Annotated in this window: 20 protein-coding genes; 4 read left to right on the top strand and 16 right to left on the bottom strand. The window is 33.1% G+C overall.

Going from position 1 to position 25,372, the window contains the following annotated elements; genetic code table 11:
* Positions 1-2 precede the first annotated feature (2 nt).
* Positions 3-920, top strand: coding sequence for a homoserine O-succinyltransferase (gene metA / locus PKK00_07635; protein ID HNW98263.1), 918 nt, complete (start codon positions 3-5; stop codon positions 918-920).
* A gap of 7 nt (positions 921-927) precedes the next feature.
* Positions 928-1,911, top strand: coding sequence for an aspartate-semialdehyde dehydrogenase (locus tag PKK00_07630; GenBank protein ID HNW98262.1), 984 nt, complete (start codon positions 928-930; stop codon positions 1,909-1,911).
* Here PKK00_07630 and PKK00_07625 read toward each other — a convergent pair.
* From PKK00_07625 to dapA, 3 genes are all read right to left on the bottom strand, one after another.
* Complete coding sequence (locus PKK00_07625) at positions 1,901-2,665, bottom strand: SDR family oxidoreductase (protein HNW98261.1); 765 nt, start codon at positions 2,663-2,665, stop codon at positions 1,901-1,903. The genes PKK00_07630 and PKK00_07625 overlap by 11 nt on opposite strands.
* 160 nt (positions 2,666-2,825) lie before the next feature.
* Positions 2,826-3,740 (bottom strand): homoserine kinase, encoded by a 915-nt coding sequence (locus PKK00_07620; GenBank protein HNW98260.1) that lies wholly within the window; start codon positions 3,738-3,740, stop codon positions 2,826-2,828.
* A gap of 72 nt (positions 3,741-3,812) precedes the next feature.
* On the bottom strand, positions 3,813-4,697 hold the full coding sequence (dapA, locus tag PKK00_07615) for a 4-hydroxy-tetrahydrodipicolinate synthase (GenBank protein ID HNW98259.1): 885 nt from the start codon (positions 4,695-4,697) through the stop codon (positions 3,813-3,815).
* Positions 4,698-5,039: 342 nt separating this feature from the next.
* Between dapA and PKK00_07610 the strand changes: the two genes are divergently transcribed.
* Positions 5,040-6,506: an alkaline phosphatase gene (locus tag PKK00_07610; GenBank protein HNW98258.1), complete on the top strand. Its 1,467-nt coding sequence runs from the start codon at positions 5,040-5,042 to the stop codon at positions 6,504-6,506.
* Here PKK00_07610 and PKK00_07605 read toward each other — a convergent pair.
* The 12 genes from PKK00_07605 to lpdA form a co-directional block, all read right to left on the bottom strand.
* Positions 6,487-6,918, bottom strand: a complete 432-nt coding sequence (locus tag PKK00_07605; GenBank protein HNW98257.1) for an aspartyl protease family protein — start codon at positions 6,916-6,918, stop codon at positions 6,487-6,489. The two genes, PKK00_07610 and PKK00_07605, sit on opposite strands and share 20 nt — an antisense overlap.
* A gap of 66 nt (positions 6,919-6,984) precedes the next feature.
* Positions 6,985-8,574 carry an SPOR domain-containing protein gene (locus PKK00_07600; GenBank protein HNW98256.1) on the bottom strand — a complete coding sequence of 530 codons (1,590 nt, stop codon included), beginning with the start codon at positions 8,572-8,574 and terminating at the stop codon, positions 6,985-6,987.
* Between the two features lie 78 nt (positions 8,575-8,652).
* Entirely contained in the window at positions 8,653-9,387 is a 735-nt protein-coding gene (locus PKK00_07595; GenBank protein HNW98255.1) for a TIGR00730 family Rossman fold protein, read from the bottom strand.
* 60 nt (positions 9,388-9,447) lie between these two features.
* A complete protein-coding gene (gene uvrA / locus PKK00_07590; GenBank protein ID HNW98254.1) occupies positions 9,448-12,321 on the bottom strand; it encodes an excinuclease ABC subunit UvrA in 2,874 nt (957 codons plus the stop codon).
* Positions 12,322-12,348: 27 nt separating this feature from the next.
* Positions 12,349-13,344, bottom strand: a complete 996-nt coding sequence (locus PKK00_07585) for a lytic transglycosylase domain-containing protein (GenBank protein ID HNW98253.1) — start codon at positions 13,342-13,344, stop codon at positions 12,349-12,351.
* A 13-nt stretch (positions 13,345-13,357) separates the two neighbouring features.
* Complete coding sequence (locus PKK00_07580; GenBank protein ID HNW98252.1) at positions 13,358-14,422, bottom strand: MraY family glycosyltransferase; 1,065 nt, start codon at positions 14,420-14,422, stop codon at positions 13,358-13,360.
* A gap of 41 nt (positions 14,423-14,463) precedes the next feature.
* Positions 14,464-15,006, bottom strand: a complete 543-nt coding sequence (gene rfbC / locus PKK00_07575) for a dTDP-4-dehydrorhamnose 3,5-epimerase (GenBank protein ID HNW98251.1) — start codon at positions 15,004-15,006, stop codon at positions 14,464-14,466.
* A gap of 8 nt (positions 15,007-15,014) precedes the next feature.
* Positions 15,015-17,501 carry a polysaccharide biosynthesis tyrosine autokinase gene (locus PKK00_07570; GenBank protein ID HNW98250.1) on the bottom strand — a complete coding sequence of 829 codons (2,487 nt, stop codon included), beginning with the start codon at positions 17,499-17,501 and terminating at the stop codon, positions 15,015-15,017.
* A 5-nt stretch (positions 17,502-17,506) separates the two neighbouring features.
* Complete coding sequence (locus PKK00_07565; protein HNW98249.1) at positions 17,507-18,271, bottom strand: polysaccharide biosynthesis/export family protein; 765 nt, start codon at positions 18,269-18,271, stop codon at positions 17,507-17,509.
* A gap of 54 nt (positions 18,272-18,325) precedes the next feature.
* Positions 18,326-19,513 (bottom strand): glycosyltransferase, encoded by a 1,188-nt coding sequence (locus tag PKK00_07560; protein ID HNW98248.1) that lies wholly within the window; start codon positions 19,511-19,513, stop codon positions 18,326-18,328.
* Positions 19,514-19,676: 163 nt separating this feature from the next.
* Positions 19,677-21,569, bottom strand: coding sequence for an asparagine synthase (glutamine-hydrolyzing) (gene asnB, locus PKK00_07555; GenBank protein HNW98247.1), 1,893 nt, complete (start codon positions 21,567-21,569; stop codon positions 19,677-19,679).
* A 110-nt stretch (positions 21,570-21,679) separates the two neighbouring features.
* A complete protein-coding gene (gene lpdA / locus PKK00_07550) occupies positions 21,680-23,071 on the bottom strand; it encodes a dihydrolipoyl dehydrogenase (protein ID HNW98246.1) in 1,392 nt (463 codons plus the stop codon).
* 391 nt (positions 23,072-23,462) lie between these two features.
* Here lpdA and PKK00_07545 point away from each other — a divergent pair, with 391 nt between their 5' ends.
* Positions 23,463-24,653, top strand: coding sequence for an aminotransferase class I/II-fold pyridoxal phosphate-dependent enzyme (locus PKK00_07545; GenBank protein ID HNW98245.1), 1,191 nt, complete (start codon positions 23,463-23,465; stop codon positions 24,651-24,653).
* A 72-nt stretch (positions 24,654-24,725) separates the two neighbouring features.
* Here PKK00_07545 and PKK00_07540 read toward each other — a convergent pair whose 3' ends face one another.
* Positions 24,726-25,205 (bottom strand): Lrp/AsnC ligand binding domain-containing protein, encoded by a 480-nt coding sequence (locus tag PKK00_07540; protein HNW98244.1) that lies wholly within the window; start codon positions 25,203-25,205, stop codon positions 24,726-24,728.
* Positions 25,206-25,372 lie beyond the last annotated feature (167 nt).

Genomic DNA, 25,372 nt, shown 5'->3' with positions numbered 1-25,372 from the left:
TTATGCCAATAAATATTCCCGACAGGTTACCTGCTAAAGATATTTTACAAAATGAAAATATTTTTGTAATAGGCAGGAGGAAGGCGTCACATCAGGATATCCGACCGCTTAACATTGCGATTGTAAATTTAATGCCGTTGAAGATCGATACGGAAACACAACTGATGCGCTTGTTGTCAAACACTCCATTACAGGTTGAAATCGATTTGCTGATGACCGGAACTTACAAACCGAAGAATACAGCCGAATCGCATCTGAAAAATTTTTACAATACATTTTCAAATGTAAAAAATAAAAAATATGATGGAATGATTGTAACCGGTGCGCCTGTTGAACAGGAAGCATTTGAAAATGTTTTATACTGGAAAGAAATTACTGAAATTTTTGAATGGGCAAAAACAAATGTTACCAGTACTTTCTATATTTGCTGGGCTGCACAGGCTGCGCTTTATTATTATTACGGAATAGAAAAATGCTTGTTGCCGAAAAAGGTTTTTGGGGTTTTTGAACATAAATTATTAAATAATAAACCTCCTATTGTTAGAGGATTTGATGATGTTTTCACTGCCCCACACAGCAGGCATACAACAGTAAAAAAAGAAGATATTTTAAAAGTAAAAGATTTACAATTGCTTGCTGAGTCGCCTGAAGCCGGCGTATATTTAGCAACAGCAGTAAATAGAAGAAGAATATTTGTTACCGGTCATTCGGAATACGACGCGCTGACTTTAAAGGCCGAATATTTACGCGATAAAAATAAAGGATTGAAAATTGAAAAACCATTAAATTATTTTCCGGGTAATAATGAAAATAATTATCCGATAGTAAACTGGCGTAGTCATGCTAACTTACTTTTTTCAAACTGGTTGAACTATTATGTTTACCAGGAAACACCATATGATATTCACGAAATAAAATAAATAAATTATGAAAGTAGCAGTAGTAGGAGCAACAGGATTAGTTGGCTCTGTGATGATAAAAGTTCTGGAAGAAAAAAAATTTCCGGTTGATGTGTTAATTCCCGCAGCATCTGAAAAATCAGCAGGGAAAGAAATTTATTATAATAATAAAAAAGTTAAGGTATGTTCAATTCAACAAGCACTCGATGAAAAACCACATATTGTTTTGTTTTCTGCAGGTAGCGATGTGTCGTTGAATTGGGCTGAAAAGTTTGCAGCAGCAGGTTGTTATGTAATTGATAATTCTTCGGCATGGCGTATGAATCCTGTTATTCCGCTTATCGTGCCTGAAGTGAATATCGATTCATTAAAAAAAGAAAACAGAATTATTGCCAATCCGAATTGCTCTACAATACAGATGCTTGTTGCCTTAGCGCCATTATATAGAAATTTTGGAATTAAAAAAATTATTGTTTCAACTTACCAATCAGTTACTGGAAGCGGGATTAAAGGTATTACTCAACTTGAAAAAGAAAGAGTTGGAGATGATAGTAGTAAATTTTATGCCCGTCAGATTGATTTGAATTGCATTCCGCAATGCGATGTATTTACCGATAACGATTACACAAAAGAAGAAATGAAATTGGTAAATGAAACAAGAAAAATATTTAATGATAATAATATTTCCGTAAGTGCCACTGCTGCCCGTGTTGCAGTTAGAGGCGGTCATTCTGAATCTGTTTATGTGGAGTTAGAAAAAAAGGTAAGTAAAGAAAAAATTATTGCAGCATTAAAGGATGCAGCAGGATTGATTCTTAAAACCAATAATGAAGAATATACCACTGCACTTGAAGCTCAGGAAAAAGATGAAGTTTTTGTAAGCCGAATCAGAAAAGATCTATTCAATGATTATGCATGGAATATGTGGGTAGTAGCCGATAACCTTCGGAAAGGCGCGGCTACCAACGCTGTTCAGATTGCAGAATATGTAAAAGAAAAATTTATGTCCTGAGGTAAGACGCACCGTTGATATCAACGATACATCCTGTCATGAATTCAGGAGCTTCGCCCGCAAAGAATAAAACTATCTTTGCTATTTCTCCAGGAAGAGCAACTCTGCCAAATGGGCTCTGGTTGCGGATTTCATCACCCTGAGGGCTGTTAAGAATTTTTTGGGACATCTCAGTTGAAACAAATCCGGGTGCAATAGTGAACACGAATATTTTTTGTGGTGCTAATGCTTTTGCCATTGATTGACCAAGTGAATTCAATCCGGCTTTGCTAGCTCCATAAGCCCATGATTCAGGTTCGCCGCGGAATGCGCCGCGAGATGAAATGTTTATGATTCTTCCGCCACTATTTTTCAACATTAATTTGGAGGCAAGGTATGATAAGCAAGCTGTGCCGTTGAGGTTTGATGCTATTGTGCCTTTCCAGTCGGTAAACCATGTGTCAAAATTATTTTCCAATGGTTTCATATTGGAATGCCAGGCTGCATTGTTAACCAGCACATCAATTTTTCCTGTTTTACTTTCAATTAATTTGACCATCGCAATTATTTCATCTTCTTTGCTTAAGTCTGCTTTAACTGTATACAATCCATTTTCGCCTAATTGCTTCAATGTTTCTTCAGCAGCAACAGCGTTTTTTGAATAGTGAACAATGATTTTTGCTCCTGCTTGTGCAAGTATCATTGCTATCGCTTTGCCTATTCCACGGGAAGAACCCGTAACAAGTATAATTTTTTCGTTGAGATTATTTTTCATATCAGAAATGTTTCTTAATGATTCTTAGTGTACTCAGTGTCTAAGTGGTAAAAAAAGAATATCAATTATTCAACTAAGACACTTAAAGCACAAAGATACACTTAGATATTTAGGTGTAAAATATTTTTAAAGAAAAAAATAATTAAGATTCAGATTATTTTTAAATTTCGTGAACGCCTGTGTTACTGGTAAAAGAACAAATTGTTTTTACGTAATGTGGATTAGGTGAAAAACTTTTTTCAAATATTTCTGCAATTTCTTTTTGTTTTTCTAAACTGCAAAAAGCAATTATTGATGAACCACCTCCACTTATTGTACAACCAAATGCACCGGCTTCCAAAGCTTTTTTCTTTGCATCTAAATATTCGGGAATAGCAGCACCACGAACGGGTTCGGCAATATGGTCAACATTAATTGCACTACCAAATTCGGCAATGTCTTTTGTGTGAAGTGCATGAATCACGCGCGAACAGCGGGCCATCTGCTCTTTTAACTTTTCCTGTCCGATCTCATAAGTAATGAATCCTCGGGTTGTACGCTGACTTTTACGAATAGCTGCAAGAACAATAGGAAACTCAGGAATATCAAGTTTTAGGACATCAATCGGATGGTAACTTTTTACCAGCACAAATCCTCCCATAATTGAAGCGGCAACATTATCGGCATGTGGCGAACCACCTGATGCAACTTCGCCCATACGCGCTATATCAATCAGTTCGTTGAATGAAAGGTTAAGGTTAAGAAGTTTGTTAAGTCCTACAATTGCTGCTGATGCCGAAGCTCCTGTAGTTCCAAGACCGCCACCACTTGGCATTTTTTTATTTATTTCAATGGTAACTCCCTGCTGTATTTTTTTTCTCTTGAAAAGCTCCAGAGTTGCAAGCCCTGCGGTATTATCTTCTACATTTGTAGGAATATTGCCATGCTCTCCGCTAATGCAGATTTCAATTTTCCCTGAATCATTTAACGAGATGGTTATTTCATCATAAGGTTCTTTTAATGCCATTGCAAAAATATCATAGCCTGGTCCGACATTGGCACTAGTTGCAGGTGAACGTAAAGTAATTTTATTCATAATATATATTTATTAAACACACAGTTCAATAGATTTAAAAATTAAACATCAAACTTTGAATTTTAAACTATTTTATTCTTTTATCAAACCTTTTTGTATCATCAGCGATTTTAAAATTTTTGTTTTTCCTTCGCTGAGAGGTGTAAGTGGCGAGCGATGACCGCCGGCAGGAAGCCCCATAAGGTTCAGCGCCATTTTTGCAGCCATTGGGTTCGATTCAAAACGGAATGCTTCAAATAATTCGTAATATTCAAAATGCATTTGTTCTGCTTTCTTCATGTTACCTGAAAGAGCTGCCTCTGTTAATTCTTTCATTACTTTTGGAATTGCATTTCCGGCAACAGTAAAAGTTCCGGCTCCACCAAACGAAATCAGTGGATAAGCGGTTGTATCTTTTCCTGTAAATACATCAAAATCCTGGTCTTTTGTGAGGTATAAAATTTTTGCAAGATGGTCGAGCTTTTTATTGCCATCTTTAATGCCACTAATATTGGGGTGTTTAGAAAGATGTCCTGTGGTTTCTGGTAATAGATCTACACCGGTACGTTCGGGCGCATTATGAAGAACAATGGGAACTTTAGAAAAATCGGCAAGTTTTTCGTAAAAGTCGATCAATCCTTCTTGTTTAGGTAAAACAAAATAAGGTGTAAATACCGAAATATAATCAGCTCCCAAATCAATGAACCGTTGTACACGTTCCTTCGCTTCCCAAAGACTGGTGCTGCATGCATCGGGAACTATTTTTGCTTTTCCTTTTGCATGTTTAGCAATTATTTCAACAACTTTATAAATTTCGTTATCTGTCATCATCGTATTTTCACCGGTAACTCCTAATGGAGCTATTCCGTGAATGCCTGATTCCACTTGCATTTCAACAAGTCTTTTCAATCCTTCTTCATCTAATGAAAGATCTTTTTTGAATGGAGTGATGAGTAATGTATACGCGCCTTTTAACATATAAAATGATATTTAGATATTAAGATATTGTTTGAGTTTTCAGTTTTTTTATTTTGATATGAATCTTTTTGCAACAAAAGTATAATTGAAAAATTTACTATTAAAAATTTTGTCTTTATTCAACATTATTTATTATTTCTGTTAAATATTGAACAGGAATCAATATTGATGTAAAATTACTAATATTTAAGTTTTAATGAGATTAAAAAAGTATATTTTTGCTTAGAATATTTTATACCGATACGGAAAAGATTTGCATTTTTCTTATTTTGTTCCTATCGACATAACTTGTTCTAATCAAATTTGTTTTCGCATTCTTGATAAGAACGAGTATAATATGATATGAAATATCCATGCGAACGAAAACATGCACCAATCATGATAAATAAATTCAAAAAGGATTTCAATATAGGGTTTACTTTAGGATTGATATTCACGAGCAAGCAAGTGTTGCGTAACAATGGATATCATGGATGGGAACTGGTAACAAAAAAGTTATTACTGATAATATTCAGATTTTATAAAAATTATAATTTTTTACTGATGAAAAAAATATTTTTTGTTTCTCTATTCATTTCGGCTCTATTTTTTAAGACAGCTTTTTCAGGTATTCCGCCTAAGTACATTTTTGTTTTTATTGGTGATGGCATGGGATTGAACCAGGTTTTTCTAACAGAAAAATATTTAGAATATTTTAAAGATGAAAAATTAATATTTTTAGATAATTCATGGAAATTTGGATTAACAAAAACCGATTGTCTTGATACCTTCAGAATAACAGATTCGGGTGCTGCCGGTACTGCAATTGCCTGTGGTGAAAAAACAAATTACGGGATGATTGGAATGTCGAAATATAAATCGTTTGAAAGTATTGCAGAATATTTAAAGAAACAAAAATTTAAAATAGGAATTCTCACAAGCGTTCCTCTAAATCATGCTACTCCTGCAGCATTTTTTGGGCATGAACCTACTCGGAAAAATTATGATAACCTCACAAATGAATTAATTAAAAGTCATTTTGATTTTTTTGCTGGTGGTGGTTTTATGCTGGGAAATGCCGATACTTCAAAAAGAATTTATAAAAACTTTGAACAGGTTTTGTTGAAACTAAAAGAAAATAAATATAACCTCTTACTGAACACTTCGTTGCTTGATAAAAATAAAAATACTGTGTTGCCAGTGATCATTATAGATACACTGATAAGAAATAAACAAATAAATTTAAAGAATGTATATAGCGATGAAAAAAATGCATTGCCTAACGTGATTGATTTTCCCGGATATGAAGATAAACTCTCGGTTTACACTGAAACAGCCATCAATAGTTTAAAAAATGATACCGGTTTTTTTATCATGGTTGAAGGCGGTAAAATTGACTGGGCATGTCATGATAATGATGCTGCTACAGCTGTTGGTGAAGTTATTGCTTTTAACGATGCTGTTAAAAAAGCATACGGGTTTTATTTGAAAAATCCTGAAAATACTTTAATCATTGTTACTGCTGATCATGAAACCGGTGGTCTTACATTAGGTCGTGGATTTGATGATTCGAATAGTTCTTCAATAAATAGTTATCGATGTTACCCGAATAAACTTACATTGCAGAAAAAATCCTTAATATTTTCAGACAGCGTTACTGTTGCAAAATATAATTATGATGCACAGATAGGATGGACCACTAATGAACACTCAGGGCTACCCGTAGGGATTTGGACAATAGGGCAGGGATGTGAAAACTTTACAGGTATTTTTGAAAATTCAGATATTAAATCTAAAATACTTAATTTGATTAATATTCAAAAGAGATAATATGTTTCTTATAATCAATCACCGATTTATATTTCATAAGCAGATCGCTGCCTAAAACCCCATCAATAGGTTTCATTTTTAGCATTTCATAAGATTGATTTACATGAGTCATGTCAAGCAAAATTGCTTTAAAATCAACAAAAGCCAATTTCTTAATATTAAATTTTTTAAAATTGGTAAAATGGCTTTCCATTGAGTTGGTGCCTAAGCCGGTTGTTGTTTTTTCAAAAGATTCAAATTTTTTTTTCCGTTTGTTTATAAAATTTGAAATTCTGTTCAAATCAAAAACTGTTTTTGATGCACCTGTGTCAACAAGCATATTTGCTGGCTTTCCATTAATATGACCTTCAATAAAAAGGTGAAAACTTTCAGGTTCAAGCTCAATAATTTCGATAGGAATTTTAAGTTTCATTTTTGTTATTATAATTAGAAATAAAAAAAGCCCTTTGCAGGGCTTTGGTTATAATAGTAATATTTTTTATTCGCCTGTAATAACTTTTGCATCAGAAACAGGTATGCGTGCACCATCTTTAAATGCTATAACAAATGCACTTAAATTTGTTTTAGCTCTAATCGAATTGGCATGTTGTCTTGCTGCAGCATAAGAATTGAACGAACCAACAGAATATTTATATGCGCCTTGATATGTTTCAACATTAATAGCTTCTGTAATGTTATAATTTGTCTCAAAGAATGGTTTTAAATCAGAACTTGAAGATGACCCAATTTGAACTTTGTATGTTACACCACCAATTTGATTAGGTTTATCTTTAACATTTACAACTACATTTGTATTGTAAGTAGGATTATTTCCATTATTGCTTTGATAATTCTTTTTAATTTGGAAATTTACACTGTTATCTGCTATTCTGGCTTGTGGTGATAGAAGAACTTGATAGATGCTATCACTAATATCCGATTTTGTTAAAGTGGAATCTCTGTCATAAACCAAAGCTCCTGACATTATTAGTGAATCTGTTACATATTTATCTTCAAAAGTTTTTGCTAAAACAGTTACGCCTTCTTCATCAACAATTACTCCTAATGGAGTATTTGATTCTTTGTCCAAATAATTTGGAACCCCGTCTTTATCATCATCAAAAGGACAGCCATGAATATCAACTTTAACACCTGTAGGAGTATCAGGGCATTCATCATCGTAATCTTTAACTTTATCATTATCGGAATCAGTCTTATCAATTTTTTTAAAATCAATTCCTTTATAATATTTATTACCGCCATTGGATACTGATTTTCCGCCTAAATTATATTGAAGAGAAACAAAAGTATATAGGTACCCATCATTGGTAGAAGAGAGAAATTTGAATTTATCGGAATTGGTTTTATAATCAATAGCGTCAGTATTGGTGAAATAATAAATTGAAGAAATATTTGCTTCAAGTCGATCAGAGAATTTAAAATTGATTCCACCGCCTAATGAAAGAGTAATTGCTTTATCAGAATATTTATTTGCTGTGTCGAGTTTTGTTTCAAAATCATAATCGCGGTATAGTGTATCTCCATTTTGAGGATATTGCCAGTCGAAAGCCTGATCTCTTATTGTGCCATCATCCCAGTAATAATATAAGTTGTTATTTTTGTCGCGAAAATCGCCATAAGGTTCAAATTTTATCATGCCAATGCCACCGGTAAAGAAACATGAAAACCTTGAGCGTTTGCTAATAATAAAATCATTGTCGATGTGAAGAGTCGCATTTAATCCGCCTTGCAGAACGTCGGTGTAAAAATTTAAATGCCTGTTCGGCCTGTTATCTGTTTCAGATAGTGTTCCTTTTAAAGCATTGAGTGAAATTCCGAAAAATTTATTGATGCGTTGTTCCGCAGAAAGATAAAAAGCTTTATTGAACCTTCCTACATGAGTAATGTCGTCATTAAAAGAACTGATATCACCATAATATGTCATGATACCAACTCCCGCATTTATTGATGGAATTCGATATTTATTATAAGAAGTATCCTGAAAATCTGCAGTAGCAGTTGTTTGCCCAAATGTTGTTAACCCTGCCAGGATTACAGCAAATAAAAAAAGTAAACATTTTTTCTGCATAAATTATTATTATGAGATAAAAACTTTCTTCGATTAAACGAGTAAAGTTACAAACTTTTTCACAATTGACAAAATATTTTAAAAATTAGGAGTAAGAGAATATTTTTTGTAAAAATCATCAATATGTTTGACTGCCTCATCAGCAGTGTCAACCAATATGAAAAGGTCGAGGTCTTTTTGACTGATGCATCCTTCTTCCAATACTTTTTTATTTATCCATTCAATCATTCCTTTCCAATAATCTGTACCAACCATAACTATTGGAAACCGTGCAATTTTTTTTGTTTGTATCAAAGTGATGGCTTCAAATCCTTCATCAAAAGTTCCGAATCCTCCGGGTAATATAATAAAACCCTGTGAATATTTCATGAACATTACTTTGCGAACAAAAAAGTAATAAAATGTAAGTATTTTATCATGATCAATATATTGGTTGGGTTCCTGTTCAAAAGGTAAATTTATATTTAAACCTACTGATTTTCCGCCGGCCATTTTAGCGCCTTTATTTGCTGCTTCCATAACTCCGGGACCACCTCCAGTAATTATTCCATAACCTGATTTGGAAATTTTATATGCAATTTCCTGTGCAAGTTTATAATATTTATTATCAATTTTTGTTCGTGCTGATCCGAAGATTGAAACACAGGGGCCAATAATAGCAAGCTTTTCATAACCTTCTACAAACTCAGCCATTATTTTAAATATTTGCCATGAATCGGATGATTTTAATTCTGCCCAATCTTTCTGATGTAATGCTTCCCTTATTTTATTCTCTTCACTGAATTCGGGATCCTTCATTTTGTAGTCTGTCATAAGTTTTTATTTGTTAGATATAAGCTGTAAATATACAAAAGTATTTGTCGGTTGTCAATATCAATAAGTAAGTACATCCTTTAAAAATTGACCAGTAAAACTATTTTTATTTTTTGAAATTTCTTCAGGTGTTCCTGTTGCAACAATAGTTCCACCTCTTTCGCCGCCTTCAGGACCAAGGTCAATGATATGATCGGCAACTTTTATAACTTCCATATTATGCTCAATTACAATTACAGTATTTCCTTTATCGACCAACTTATTCAGAACATCTAGCAGTACGCGTACATCTTCAAAATGCAATCCTGTTGTTGGTTCATCGAGAATATATAATGTTTTTCCTGTGTCTTTTCTTGAAAGCTCAGCAGCAAGTTTTACGCGTTGAGCTTCACCTCCTGATAGTGTTGTAGAAGGTTGCCCAAAAGTGATATACCCCAATCCCACATCTTTTATCGCTTTTATTTTCTGTACTATTGAAGGAATATTTTCAAAAAATTCCAGTGCCTGGCTGATATCCATATTAAGCACATCATTAATTGATTTCCCTTTGTAACGTATTTCAAGCGTTTCCCTGTTGTATCGTTTTCCATTACACTTATCGCATTCAACATATACATCGGGAAGGAAATTCATTTCTATGGTTTTTAATCCTGCTCCCTGGCATTCTTCACATCGCCCACCCTTTACATTAAATGAAAAACGTCCGGGCTGGTAACCTCTGATTTTCGACTCGGGTATTTGTGCAAATAATTTTCGAATTTCATCAAAAACACCAATGTATGTTGCAGGATTGGAGCGTGGTGTACGACCAATGGGCGACTGGTCGATCTCAATTACTTTATCAATATTTTTTAGACCATCAATAGTTTCAAATGATAAAGGGCGAATGGATGATTTATAAAAATAATTACTTAAAACAGGATAGAGTGTTTCATTAATAAGCGATGATTTCCCACTCCCTGAAACTCCTGTTATACAAATAAATTTTCCGAGAGGGATTTCAAGAGTTACACTTTTTAAATTATTACCTTTTGCACCTTTCAGAATAAGTGTTTTTCCCGTGTCTTTTCTCCTGGTTTGAGGAATATGTATTTCTTTTTTACCGGAAAGGTACATACAGGTAAGTGAACTGCAATTCTTGAGTTCTTCGGGACTTCCTTGTGCAACAATTTTTCCACCGTTAATACCTGCACCTGGTCCTATATCTATTACATGGTCGGCCGAAAGTATAGTTTCTTTATCGTGTTCTACAACTATTACAGAATTACCAATATCGCGAAGTTCTTTCAGTGCATTTATTAAACGTATGTTGTCACGCTGATGAAGACCTATACTGGGTTCATCAAGAATATAAAGTACTCCGACAAGTTGTGAACCGATTTGAGTAGCCAGTCGGATGCGTTGCGATTCGCCACCCGACAATGATTTAGAAGATCTGTTCAGAGAAAGGTAATCAAGACCCACATTGAGTAAAAAATCGGTACGTTTTGAAATTTCATGTAATAGTTCAAAAGCGATTTTCAATTTTCTTTTATCAAGAAATTGATCAGCGCTATTTATCCACTTTTTAAAATGAACAATATCCATTGCTGCAAGTTCAGCAATATTTTTATCCCCAATCCTGTAATGCAACGATTCTCTCTTTAACCTGTTGCCATTGCATAATGGGCATTTCGCTTCTTCCATGAATCCGTATGCCCATTTTTTTATTGAAGATCCATTAGTATCCTGATACTGGCTGAAAATAAAATTTGCTATACCTTCAAAATTTAGCGAATATGTAGCTTCTACACCATAATTATCTGACTTTACTTTAAACACTTCATCAGAACCGTATAGAATAATATCAAGAGCGTTGTCAGGAATATCTTCAATAGGAGAGTCGAGCGTGAAATCGTATTTATGTCCTATTGCTTCCAGTTGATGAACAATCCATTTATTTTTAATTTCTTTTATAGGTATAATTCCGCCTTGTTTTATAGATTTCTTGCGGTCAGGAATAATTTTATTAATATCCAGTTCGGTAATACTTCCCAATCCGCTGCATTTAGGACAAGCGCCATAAGGAGAATTAAAAGAAAATGTGTTGGGTTCAGGCTCATCATATGAAATACCTGTTGTTGGACACATCAGAAATTTACTGAACTGATATACATTGTCATCAGAAATATTTTGAATCATCAGCATCCCTTTTCCATGTCGCATGGCTAATTGAAGCGATTCGGCTAAACGGAACTTGTTATCGGAAGTAATCTTGATTTTATCAATTACAATTTCGATATTATGTATTTTGTATCGGTCTACCTGTAACCCGAATGAAATTTCTTTGATTACATTATCAATTCGCACTCTTAAAAATCCCTGTTTCCTTATTTGTTCAAAAAGTTCGCGATAATGTCCTTTTCTTCCTTTTACAACCGGAGCAAGTATTATTATTTCCTTATCATTGAATTTATTTAAGATAATTTCAATAATTTGTGACTCGGTATAACGAACCATTTTTTCGCCGGTTTCATATGAATATGCATCAGCTACACGAGCGAATAAAAGTCGTAAATAATCATATATCTCAGTAATGGTACCAACAGTAGAACGCGGATTCTTTGAAGTTGATTTTTGCTCAATAGAAATAACCGGGCTTAATCCTGTTATTTTATCAACATCTGGTCGTTCTATGTTTCCTATAAAATGACGGGCGTATGCTGAATAGGTTTCCAGGTAACGTCTTTGCCCTTCAGCATATATCGTATCGAAAGCCAGTGAAGATTTTCCGCTACCACTTAGTCCTGTTATTACTACTAGCTTATTACGGGGAATGATTACATCAACATTATCCAGGTTATGAACTCTTGCGCCCAGAACTGATATGAATTCAGGTTCGCCGGATGATTCGGATTGTTTTAACAGTACATCAGTGTTATAAGAAGTATTCATCTTCGTAATTCATAATGCGTCTGTATGTTATTCGTTCAGACTATCGGGTGATAAAAATGGTTCATCACTCATATTCGCCTGCAGAGAATCATATGTTATAAAGCCTTCTTTTGGTAAAGTAAAATAATATGTTTTTCCTGAGATATTTTCGAGTGACGATTTTCTAAGCCATAAATTAAAATCCTTAAGAATTTTATAGTTTAAATTGAAATTTTTTGCAAAGCTGACAAGATCTTTAATTGATGAATCCACTTTTACAGTACGTGTTGGTATTGGAGGATAAAGGTCTTTAAGCCTCAGAAAGAAACCATAATCTTTAGGATTACCTAAAATAAGTTTTAACGCAATAATTCGATAAACGTATCTGGCCGTTTCCGAGTTCAAATAGAGGTCGTAATAATTATTTGTTTTTTGAAATTCAATTGATTTTGAAATAGAACCAATTCCAACATTATAAGATGCGGCAGCCATTGTCCAGCTTTTATAAATGGCATAAGCTTCTTTAATATATTTGCAAGCAGCAAGTGTTGATTTCTCAACATTATAACGTTCATCAATATAGTCATTAACTTCAAGTCCATATTTGATAGCACTTTCTTTAATGAATTGCCACATACCTGTAGCGCCAGCAGAAGATATCATATTATTTGTAAGTCCGCTTTCTGCAACAGCAAGATATTTAAAATCTTCAGGAATTCCGTTTTTCTTCAAAATAGGCTCTATAATTGGAAACCATCGGAATGCTTTTTTTATAAGCATTAATGTTTGTGATTGCCAGTATGTATTTACCAGGAGTTCACGATCAATTCCTTCTCTGACATCATAACGATTGGTTTCAACTTTTTCGCCTGCAAAATCAATAGAGTCGGGAATTTCAACAGAAAAAATCTTATAGTTTTTATAAAATGCTTTTTGATAATCTGTATCGCTGTCAGGTTTATTTGTAGAAAAATTAAAACATACCATAAATAATGCTATGGTTGCTAAAAATAAAATGAATAAAAAAATTTTTTTAAAAATCATAAACTATAAATATTTATTTGATATTACGATTTGCAATAACAAAAAGTATAACAAATAAAATTATAAAATACAGAGAATAAATAGCGATATGAAAATAACTCCAGTTGTTGATGTAATTTACTGCAATAACTGTTATGGTCATTGATAATATTGAAATTGCCGAATAAATATATGCTACCTGTTTATCGGAAAAGCCAAGATATGAAATATGATGAGTTGTGTGGTCTTTTCCTCCTACAAATGGCGATTTCCCTTTGGAAAGACGTTTAATTACCACTGTTGTTGTATCAATTATTGGGATACTGAAAATTATTACTGCGGTAAGAATTTGTTTTGACCAAATGTGTACTCCATTACCATCAGGATGATTCCAGAAATAAATTATACCAATTGCTGCCAGGAATGCACCAAGAAATTGACTTCCTGTATCACCCATATATATAGTAGAAGGATGCCAGTTGAATTTTAGGAATCCTATTAAAGCAGCTAAAATCCCTAATATTATAAAAATATCAGGGTTTCTGAAATCATTTAATAAAAATAGATTTATAATAATTGTTATTAAAATAAATATTGATATTACAGATGTTATGGCATCCATATTATCTAGCATATTGATAGAGTTCATCATGCCTACTACCCAGAAAATGGTGATGGTATAATTCAGCCACTGGATATCAAAAATATCAATATATATATTTGTGGATATTAAAATTATTCCACAGGAAATTTGTGTGAAAAGTTTAATAAGTGGTTTTGTATTATATGCATCGTCGAACATGCCCATAAGAAAACCCAGTGTAGATGCGAAAAGAACTCCAATGAATTGAAGGTTTAAAAAATATTGACTGCGATCAACAAAAAACGAATAGGCAATTATTGAAAGCAGGAAGATTATATAAAATGAAATACCTCCAATAGCAGGTTTTGATTGAGTACTCCACCTGATAACTGTTTCTTCCTTATTGCGAATGCCTAATGTCCTGATAAATTTAATAAAAAGGGAGTTTATCAGAATAGAGAATGCTAAACAAGTAACAAAGAAAATAACATATTCAAAAATTTGAATTTTAGTCATCGACTAATTTTAAGAGTTTGCAAAAGTACGAATAATTTTTATTAAAAAGGTGTATTCAATGTTTTGAATAATGGTGCATTATTGTCCTTTTCAGAAATAACAGGATTTTTAATATCCCAGTTTATATTAACATCGGGGTCATTCCACAATATTGCTCCTTCAGAGTCCTTATTATAAACTTGCGTGCATTTATATGAAAAAATGGTATTGTCCTCAAGCGTAAGAAATCCATGGGCGAACCCTGGAGGTACCCAGAGCATGGTTTTATTTTGCTCAGTTAACTCAATGCTAAAATATTTTCCATAAAATTTTGAATTTTTTCGGATATCAACTACAATATCTCTTACTGCTCCTTTTATCACAGTTACCAATTTTCCCTGTTCAAAAGGAGGTCGTTGGAAATGCATTCCTCTTAATGTTCCTTTTGAAGACATGGATTGATTATCCTGGATAAAGTCAGCTTTAAATCCTGATTCTGAAAGTTTGATTTTATTATAGGATTCAAAAAAGTAACCTCTGGCATCATAAAAAATTTTAGGTTGGATAATAAGTAATCCCGGGATTTCGGTGCATTTAATTTCCATCTTGGTGTTTAATTTCTACGAAGGATTTTTTTCCAGATAAAATCAGAGATTCTATCCAGGATAAATTTTTTCTTAATAGGATGTAAATGGTCGTCATCATAATAGCCATAGCCATAACCATAAGCATAACCGTAGCCGTAGCCATAGCCTGCTCCATATCCCGGTCCGTATGAATTTCCTTTTCCGTAATTGTACCCTGAATATTGAGGTTCAACAGCATTTAAAACAATTGCAAGACGCTTTATCCCGCTCTCGTTGATAAGGCGATCAACATTTTGAACAAACATTCTTTTTGAATGGGTTGCTTTAAATACATATATGGGGTAATCGGCTATCAACATATTCCGCATACCATCTGTAACCAATCCGATTGGAGGGTTATCGATAATAACATAGTCGTAATTATTTTTCAGTAAGTCGATCATTTGTTCCATCCTTTTGGTAAGCATTAACTCAGATGGATTAGGTGGAACCGGACCAGCTGTAAGGAAATCTAAATTAGGAACAGTACTATGTTGAATACATTCTTTTTCCGAATCCATGTTCATTAATATTGTACTTACACCTTTTCTGTTTTCTACTCCAAACCCTTTGTGTATTTTTGGTTTGCGAAGATCGAGGTCAATTACAATTACTTTTTTATCAGAAAAAGCGATGATACCGGCAAGATTAATCGAAACAAATGTTTTTCCTTCACCTGATATAGTTGAGGTAATTGCAATAACTTTCGGGCCGGGATCATTATTTACAAATTGTAAATTTGTTCGAATTGATCTTAATGATTCAGCTATTAATGATTTAGGTTTTTTATCAACGATAAGTTGAGAAACAGGTATTTCTCTTCTGTACTTTGGTATGATTCCTAAAATAGGCGCATCAGTATATTTAATGATATCATTAATATTGGTAATCTCATTATAGAATAAATATCTGATAAGTATAAGTCCGATACTTATGAAAATTGCAAAAAGCAAACTCCCGAAAAATATTAATCTGCGTCTTGGGGAAATCGGGTCATTGGGAACTGTGCTTTTGTCGAGAACTACAATCTGGGAAACATAACCGGCTTTTGCAATCTGGTATTCTGCCTTTTTTTCAATGAGCTTATTATAAAATTGCTCGTTGATGTTATACATCCTTTGCAGACGGCTTAACTCAAGAGCATTGTAATTTTCTTTTGATGAAAAAGCAGTGTTTTTATAAGAGTCAAGATATTTGTTTATAGTAGCTTTTCGAGATGTCAGGTTTGCTTTTAATGTAGTAATGCATTCGGCTAATAATTTTTTTTGTATTTCTATTTGATAATTTATTTCTTCAATCTGTCCACTGTTTTTTGTAACCTGGTATAAAAGTTTTTCTTTTTTTAAGAGCAGTTCCTGTAACGATTCCAGGAAATTTGAAACAGACCCTTCAAATTCACTCCCGGCAACAGTAGCAATCATTTTATAAATATCAAGATCTTTTTCTTTAATACTGTTTTGAACCTGAGTTAGTAAATTTTCCTGAAGTTCCAGTTCAATCAGCTGGTCATCAAAATCATTAACTCTTGAGTAAATACTTGGTAATGGTTCCATCTGGGTTGAATCAAGCCGGTTTTCTTTTTTAAAACTTTCAAGATCCATTTCAGATTTGAATAAAGTATCGTAAACCTGTTGCAATTGTTTATCAATAAATTCAAGAACACTGTTAGTGCTTTCTGCTTTTTTCTCTACTCCGTATGTCCTGTATGTGTCAACAATTGCATTTACTAAATCAGAGGCTTTTATCGCGTTTTGGTCTTTTATTGAAATTTGTATTGTTTTAGCAGCTTCGCTTATAGTGGTTATTGTTAGTTCCGAAGCATAATTATATACAATACCATTTGGATTATTAATAATGAAAAAATATGAATTCTGATTCAGGATGCCATTTTTGAAATCAATTTTATTGGAATTTGTGATTTTTAGTTTTATGTCTGCTTCAGGAATAGATGCTTTTCCCGATATTGCAAAATCTTTTGTATATTTCTGTGAACCTCCATGGGTATATGATAATTCATATCGGTCTTTTGAAATAAAATTAACATATATAGGAATGCCATAGATAGAAGGTACTTTTACATCAGCAGTTATTTCGAAAGGAGCTGTTTTATATTGTTCTGACGACATGATCGTACCTTCCTGGTAATAGCTGATGGCTAGAGGTAATGAAGAAAATGCACGTTCAAGAAAAACAGGAGAACTTATAAGCTCTCTTGCTTTTTCAATATCGTTTTGCTGCTCCAGCCCCATACTTTCTGTTTCCAGGATTTTATTAACGTTTTCTTCATTTGAGCTGATTTGTACTGTAGCACTGGTTTGGTAAATAGGACGTGCATACCGGAGATAAAGAAATTGCCCTATCAATGCAATAGCAAGAAAAATGGCTATATATAAAAAACTTCGTTTAGCAATATATAGAAATAACTTAATGTCAATTTCGTCGTTAATATTCGATATTTTTTTTGTCGTTGCCATTAATGTTATTTGATAGTATTTGCGATTAGTAAAATAAATGAAGCAAGCGATAAATAGGGAGTAATTGCCGTCATTAATTTTTCAGGATACCTGTTCCTTGGTTCTATATATATTATATCGTTTGCCTGCAAAATTAAATTAGCTTTTTTTACTCCATCAAGAGTAGATAGGTCAACCAGGTAAATCTGTGGACTTTTTAAATCACCGCGGATTAGTTTAATTTTAAATGCTTTTCCATCAGTAATGCCTCCTGTTTGCGCAATGGCTTCAAATAAAGTTGTATTGGTGCTGGTGAGAGTAATAACTGATGATTTGCCACCCTCGCCACCATTGAATATTATTACTTTGTTATTTGTAACTTTCAATTGAACAAAAGGTTCATTAAAATATTTAGAGTAAATACTTTCAAGGAATTTTTCTGCTTCTCGTAAAGTCATTCCGCTAATTTTTACTCTTCCTAAAATTGGAAGTTTTATCATTCCGTCATATTCAACGGTATATTCAGAATTTGAATTTCCTGATGCTACTGTTGAAGTTCCACTAATAGGATTAATAATATTTTCACCATTGTTAGTAGTTATAGAAAATGAAACTTTATCATTAGGAGCAATATGATAGTGTTGTGTATCTTGTGCGGCAGTGAATTCGGAATATTTATAGTTCTTTCCTGTGCGCAACATTTGGCTAGGGGAAAATATTTTGCACGAAGACAAAAATAACATCAAAACAATAATAAAAAGAAAATATTTTTTCACTTTATTTTCAATCATTTAGATTAGATATCTGCAAAAGTATAAATATTATAGTTAAACGAAACAAAAAGATTATTGTTTCAGAAGTTGGTAATATAGTTTTTTTGTATCACTAATTAACCGGGAAAAATGAAATTTCTCTTTCACGTTCTGCCAGCCTTTTTGTGATAATTTTTGACGCAAATTGTCTGATCCAATAACCTTTAAAATATTTTCAGCAAATGCTTTTTGGTTATTGTTCGGTGAAAGCAAAGCCGTTTCATTTGGAATAACTACATTTTCTATTCCACCTACATTGGTGCTTACAATTGGCTTGTTTCCTGCCTGGGCTTCAATAAGGCTTACAGGCGTACCTTCATTCAAAGAGGTTAATGCAACGATATCAATTCCGGCAATAACGGTATCAATTTCTTTGATCCACGAAGTGAAGGTGATGAGATTATTTTTTGATTCGGATTTATTTTCTGTAAACGATAGATTTAATTCCTTTGTTTTTTTCAGAATATCCATTTTACTTTCACCATCACCTACAATAAATACCCTGATTTTCTTTTTTGTTTTTTCTGAAATATCTTTTATTGATTGAAGAAACAATTCGTGATTTTTTATTGGAACTAATCTCCCAATTATAGCAATGGCTATTTCATCATCTGCAATTTGAAAATCATTTCTGAATTTTTTTCTTTTTAATTCAATATTTTCCTGGAATTTATCCAAATCAAATCCTAGCGATATAATTTCTATTTTTTCAGCGGGACAAATTTTAAATTTATTTACCAAATCATTTTTTTGAATTTCCGACAGCGCAATAATTTTGGTGCTTTTTTTAGCAAGATAACGTTCAATATTTATATAAAATTTTGAAGTGAGACGGCTGAAATAATTATCAAAAACATGACCGTGAAAAGTATGAATAATAACCGGAACGCCTAAGTTATATGCCGCTAAACGCCCCAGTGCGCCTGCTTTTGAGGCGTGTGTGTGAACAATATCCGGTTTAAATTCGGAAATTATTTTTTTAATTTTTTTATATGCTTGATAATCAAGAGCAGGATTAAGTGACCTACGCATTTCAGGAATAGTAAGGGGTTCAATACCTAAGTTTCGAACAATGAATTTTGCATCGCCTTCAGTTTCATCAATAGCTCCGCTATAAAGCAAAGTTTCAAATTCCGGCGCCAAATGTTTTGAAAGTAGCGCTGCATTATATGTAGGCCCGCCTAGATTAAACCGGTTTATAATACGTAAAACTTTTGGCATTGCTTTTCAAATCGGAAAGCGAAGGTACTTATAAATAACAAATTTAATGACCAAAATTCAAATAAAATTCAATTGATGAAAAAGTAGAGAGGTATAAGTGTTTAAGTAAATCAGGTTTTGTCATGTTCTGTTATATCATATACCAATATTTTATATTAGGATTTTATACAAAATATTTCTTCCACCAATACTGGAATACGGCCAGCGCCCATATTCTTGCAGCAGCATCGCCGGGATTATTGGAAAGTAATTTATTTTTCAGCAAAGAAATTTCAGTTGGATTGAAAATATTTTGCTGTGTGATAAATTTTTCTTCAAGCAATTCATCAAAGATTAAAGACTTCAATTCATTGCGGAACCACTTTAATAGAGGCACTTCAAAGCCATGTTTATTGCGGTGATAAATTTCTTCTGGTAAAATATTTCTGAAAGTATCTTGCAAAATTTTCTTTCCAAAACTTTTATCAACTTTAAATTCTGAAGGAAGAGAAAAGACATAATTCACTAAATTGAAATCAAGGAAAGGTGTTCGTACTTCTAGTGAATTCTCCATCGACATCATATCCACTTTTACCAGCATGTCGTTTTGTAAAACCAAATGCATATCGGTATACAATACATCATTCAATCCTTTAGTTTGCGAAATATATTTTAAAATGTTTTTCTTTCTTTCAGAATAATTTTCTTTTTGGTTCAATAAAAATAATTTATCAATTTCCTTTTCCGAAGCAAATCCGCACCAATTCCAGTAACGCTCACTATCACTTAAATTCATCCCCTTTGCAAATCGGTCGAGTTGCCTGATTGTATTGGTGAATTTCGAATTTCTTGATTGAGGAAAAAGTTGGTACGAAGGTTCTGAAAATTTTATGAAGTTTTCTGTAATTCCAGCATTTCTGATTCTATATTCAGCGCAGTGTTTGTTGTAACCGCCAAAAAGTTCATCAGCGCCATCGCCCGACAATGCTACAGTTACATGCTTGCGTGTTTGTTTGCTTAAAATATTCAAGGCAAGTGCTGATGAGTCGGCAAAAGGTTCATCGGTATAATCAAGTACATTAAATAGTACAGAAAATAAATCATCATTCGTTAAAATAAATTCGGTATGCTCGGTTTTTAGTTTATTGGCAACAAGCCTTGCATAGCGGGTTTCATCAAATAAAGGTTCATCTTTATACCCGATTGAAAAAGTTTTAAGTTTATCAGTGTATCTTGATGCAAGGGCTGTTACAATTGATGAATCAATTCCTCCACTTAAAAATGCACCAAGCGGAACATCAGAGATCATTCTTAATTTTACTGAATTATCAAGCAATTCATGAATTTTATTTTTTGCATCATCATAATTGATGTTGAATTTTTTTATTTCTGTTTCAGAATGAATCGGGATTTTATAATATTCTTTTTGCTCTATGTTGCCACCTTTTATTTTAAGAAAATTTCCCGGTTTAAGTTTGCAAACATTTTTAAAAATAGAATTTGGAGCAGGAATATAATTCAATTGCAAATATTGATACAACGATGTTTCATCAAGTTCCTTATTAATTCCGTATTCCAGTAAGGCTTTTATCTCGGAAGCAAAAATAAATTGTTCATCATCTTTATAATAAACTAAAGGTTTAACTCCAAAACGATCACGGGCAACAAATAACGTTTCTTCTTCTTTATCATAAATTGCAAATGCAAAAAACCCATTTATCTTTTCGAGGAATGACGCACCTTCGGTGATGTACAGGTAAAGTAAAACTTCAGTATCGCTTTGTGATTTTAACTGAATTCCTTTTTTTAATAATTCTTCACGATGCTCTTTGAAATTAAAAAATTCACCATTAAAAATTATGGTATATCTTCCTGAATTATCATTAAAAGGTTGTGATGCTGCATTAGTAACATCAATAATAGCAAGCCTTGTATGACCCAAAGCAACATGATTGTGGAAGTATGTTCCTGAATTTTCAGGTCCGCGATTATGAAGTTTGGCAACAGCATTTTCTACTTTCGTTTTAAATGAAAGAGCTTCATTTTGAAAAGAAAAAATTCCTGTAATGCCGCACATTTTAGAAGTTTTGAGTTTAGAGTTTGAAGTTTGAAATTATTAATTCTGATTTCATAATTCTGCACTCTGTATATTGAATCATTAATAATTTAAAATTTAACATTAAAAATTTAAATGTGTATTACCTCGCCGTATGCAGCGGCAACAGCTTCCATCACTGCTTCCGACATAGTTGGATGGGGATGCACTGCATCCAGAATTTCGCGATGAGTCGTTTTTAATTTTCTTGCTACTACAATTTCTGCAATCATTTCGGTAACATTATCGCCAATCATATGAGTGCCGAGAAGTTCATTTGTTTTTGCATCGAAAATAACTTTTATAAAACCGTCTTTATTGCCTGCTGCGCTTGCTTTGCCCGAAGCAGTGAAAGGAAACTTCCCGACTTTTATTTCATGACCTGCATCTTTAGCTTGTTTCTCGGTCATCCCAACTGATGAAATTTCAGGAGTGGTGTAAGTACATCCTGGAATATTATTGTAATCAACCGGAGAAGGATGGTGGCCTGCAATTTTTTCAACACAAACAATTCCTTCGTGCGATGCAACATGCGCCAATGCTGGTCCGTGAACAATGTCACCTATTGCATAATAACCTTCTACATTGGTTTTATAAAAATCGTCAACAATTACTTTTCCTCTTTCGGTTTTTATTCCGGTTTCTTCCAAACCAATACCTTCAATGTTTGTAGCAATTCCAACTGCCGAGAAAACAATTTCTGCATCTATAATTTCTTCGCCTTTTTTTGTTTTCACTTTTACTTTGCATACATCACCGGTTGTATCAACGCTTTCAACAGACGCATCAGTCATGACTTTCATTCCTGATTTTTTGAACGAACGTTCCAGTTGTTTTGAAACTTCTTCGTCTTCTAAAGGAACGATGTTAGGCAATAATTCAATCAATGTAACTTTTGTTCCCATTGAATTATAAAATTGTGCGAACTCGGAACCAATTGCTCCAGAGCCAACAACTACCATCGATTCGGGAAGTTTAGGTAATGTCATAGCTTCACGATACCCGATAATTTTTTTACCGTCTTGTGGTAGATTAGGCAATTGGCGCGACCTTGCACCGGTTGCAATAATAATATGGTTTGCTGAAAATTCTGTTTTATTTCCTGAAGCATCAGTAACTTCAACTATTTTACCGGGTTTCACTTTTCCAAGACCGGTAATAACTTCAATTTTATTTTTCTTAAAAAGGAATTGAATTCCTTTACTCATGTTTTCGGCAACAGTACGGCTGCGTTTTACAATAGCTTCAAAATCGGGTTTTACAGCGCCTTCAACCTGAATTCCGTAATCGGCAGAATGCTTCATGTAATTGTACACCTGGGCGCTTTTTAATAATGCTTTAGTTGGAATACATCCCCAATTGAGGCAAATACCACCAAGTTCAGCTTTTTCAACAACTGCAACTTTTAATCCCAATTGCGATGCACGTATTGCAGCAACATATCCACCGGGACCACTACCGATAACTATTAAATCGTAATTCATATATTAAAATATTTTTTGCGAATGTAGTGAAAATGTCAAAACATAAAATCTTAAAATTAGATTTTATAATTTTAAAATACAATCTGCATAATCATTGTAAAATTTAAATATCCTTTAGGCTGTTTTAAATTATACTTCAGCTATTAGAGTTTGCAAAAAAGGCAACATCGAACGTTTAGTATAATAAAATATTTGGTATTATATCAAAACTTACAAATTGAAAGTTAATTGATATAAGATTTATAAAAATATTACATAAAATTATTTTAATTGCTAAATAGCTTATGAAAAATAATTAATATATATATAATGATTACATAATGTAGTTTATTATTGTAATTATATTAATAATTGTAATTTTGCACTTAAAATCTTAAAGAATATGACTAAAATGAAAAACGATCCTGCTTCCAGGATTCAAGACTTACAACAGTTTGGGGAATTTGGAGACGTAAACCCCTCCATTACTGATTCAGCCACATACACATTTATGCAGGCTAAAAGCATGACAGAAACTTTCGACGGGACTCTTGAAGGTTGCTTTTTATATTCGCGCCATTGGAATCCAAGTAATAAATATTTGGCTGATGCTATGGCTGCAATGGAAGGCACCGAATCAGCATGGGTTACCGGTTCAGGCATGAGTGCAATAACAGGAACTATTTTACAATTGTGCAACTATGGCGATCATATTGTTTCAAGCCAGACAACTTATGGAGGAACATTTGCATTCTTGCAGAATTATCTTCCCAAATTTAATATCAGCGTAACTTTTGTTGATATTACTGATTTAAAAGCTGTAGAAAAAGCTATCAAGCCAAATACAAAATTGATTTATACGGAAACAATGACTAACCCAATGTTGCAGATTTCCGATATTCCTGGGCTTGCTGCTATTGCACAAAAAAATAATGTAAAATTAGTTGTTGATAATACTTTCACTCCTATGCTTGTATCGCCTTGCATTTTGGGCGCTGATATTGTTGTGTATAGCATGACCAAATTCATTAATGGTAAAAATGATTGTGTTGCCGGTGCTATTTGTGGAAGTAAAGAATTTATTGATTCATTATGTAATGTGAATAATGGTACAGCAATGCTTCTGGGCCCGGTACTTGATCCTCTCCGTTCTTCAAGTATTTTAAAAAATTTACACACCCTTCATATTCGTATGGTACAGCATGGTAAAAATGCATTATATCTTGCAGAACAATTTAAGAAAAAAGGTATTTCTGTTTCATACCCCGGATTACCTGAACACAGCGGACATGAGACTCTGAAAAAAATGTTGAACTCAGGATATGGATATGGTGGCATACTTGCAATTGATATGGAGACAACTGAAAGATCAAATGATTTCATGGAAATGATGGAAAAAAAAGGTGTTGGTTATTTAGCTGTTAGCCTTGGATATTTCAAAACTCTTTTTAGTAATTCAGGGAAAAGCACTTCGTCTGAAGTTCCTGAAGATATACAAAAAAACATGGGAATGTCATCTGGTTTGGTACGTTTCTCAGTAGGACTGGACAATGATATTAAAAGAACATGGACAATTATAGAGGAATGCCTTTCGGCATTGTAAATTAATAATCATATCAAAATTTATATGCCCCATTCAAGATCAAGAGTGGGGCTTAATTTTTAAATTTTTATTTTATTCTGTTGCTACTTGCCTTTCAAAACCTTCCTGTAACGAAATAAAAGTTTCAGTAGAAATCACTTCGGGAATGGATTGAATTTTTTCTATAATAATATCTTTTAAATCTTCATTACTCTTTGTGTAAATTTTAATAAGTAATGAATGTTTTCCGGAAACGTGGTGGCATTCCACAATCTCCGGCACTTTCATTATTTTATCGAAAGCTTCAATATGTGATTTTCGTGTTATCAGGTGAAGCTGAATACCAATAAAAGCGCAGGTATTATAACCCATAGCTCTTGGAGATATATTAAACTGGGAACTTTTAATTACACCGGCACTTATCATCTGCTGAACACGTTGATGAATGGCAGCGCCACTAACACCACAGGTACGGGCAACTTCAACAAAAGGAGTACGTGCATCTTTTGTTAATATGGATAGTATTTTTTTATCTAAACTATCAATATGAAAGTTTGCTGATGAATTTTTCATATAAAAATTACATTTAATACAAAATTAAACTTTTTTACTTTTAAATTTTATTTATTATAGTATTTTCATTTAGATTATTTTATACGATGTTTATTATAGTTAATAATAATTTATCATTGATGTCCGAGAAAAAATAGGCAAGCATACCCAAAGTTATTGATATACTT

The sequence above is a fragment of the Bacteroidales bacterium genome (genome assembly GCA_035353855.1).
Taxonomy (GTDB): Bacteria; Bacteroidota; Bacteroidia; order Bacteroidales; family CG2-30-32-10; genus DAOQAK01.
Note: the sequence above shows the minus strand (reverse complement) of the source record. Positions and strands in the feature narration are given on the sequence as shown.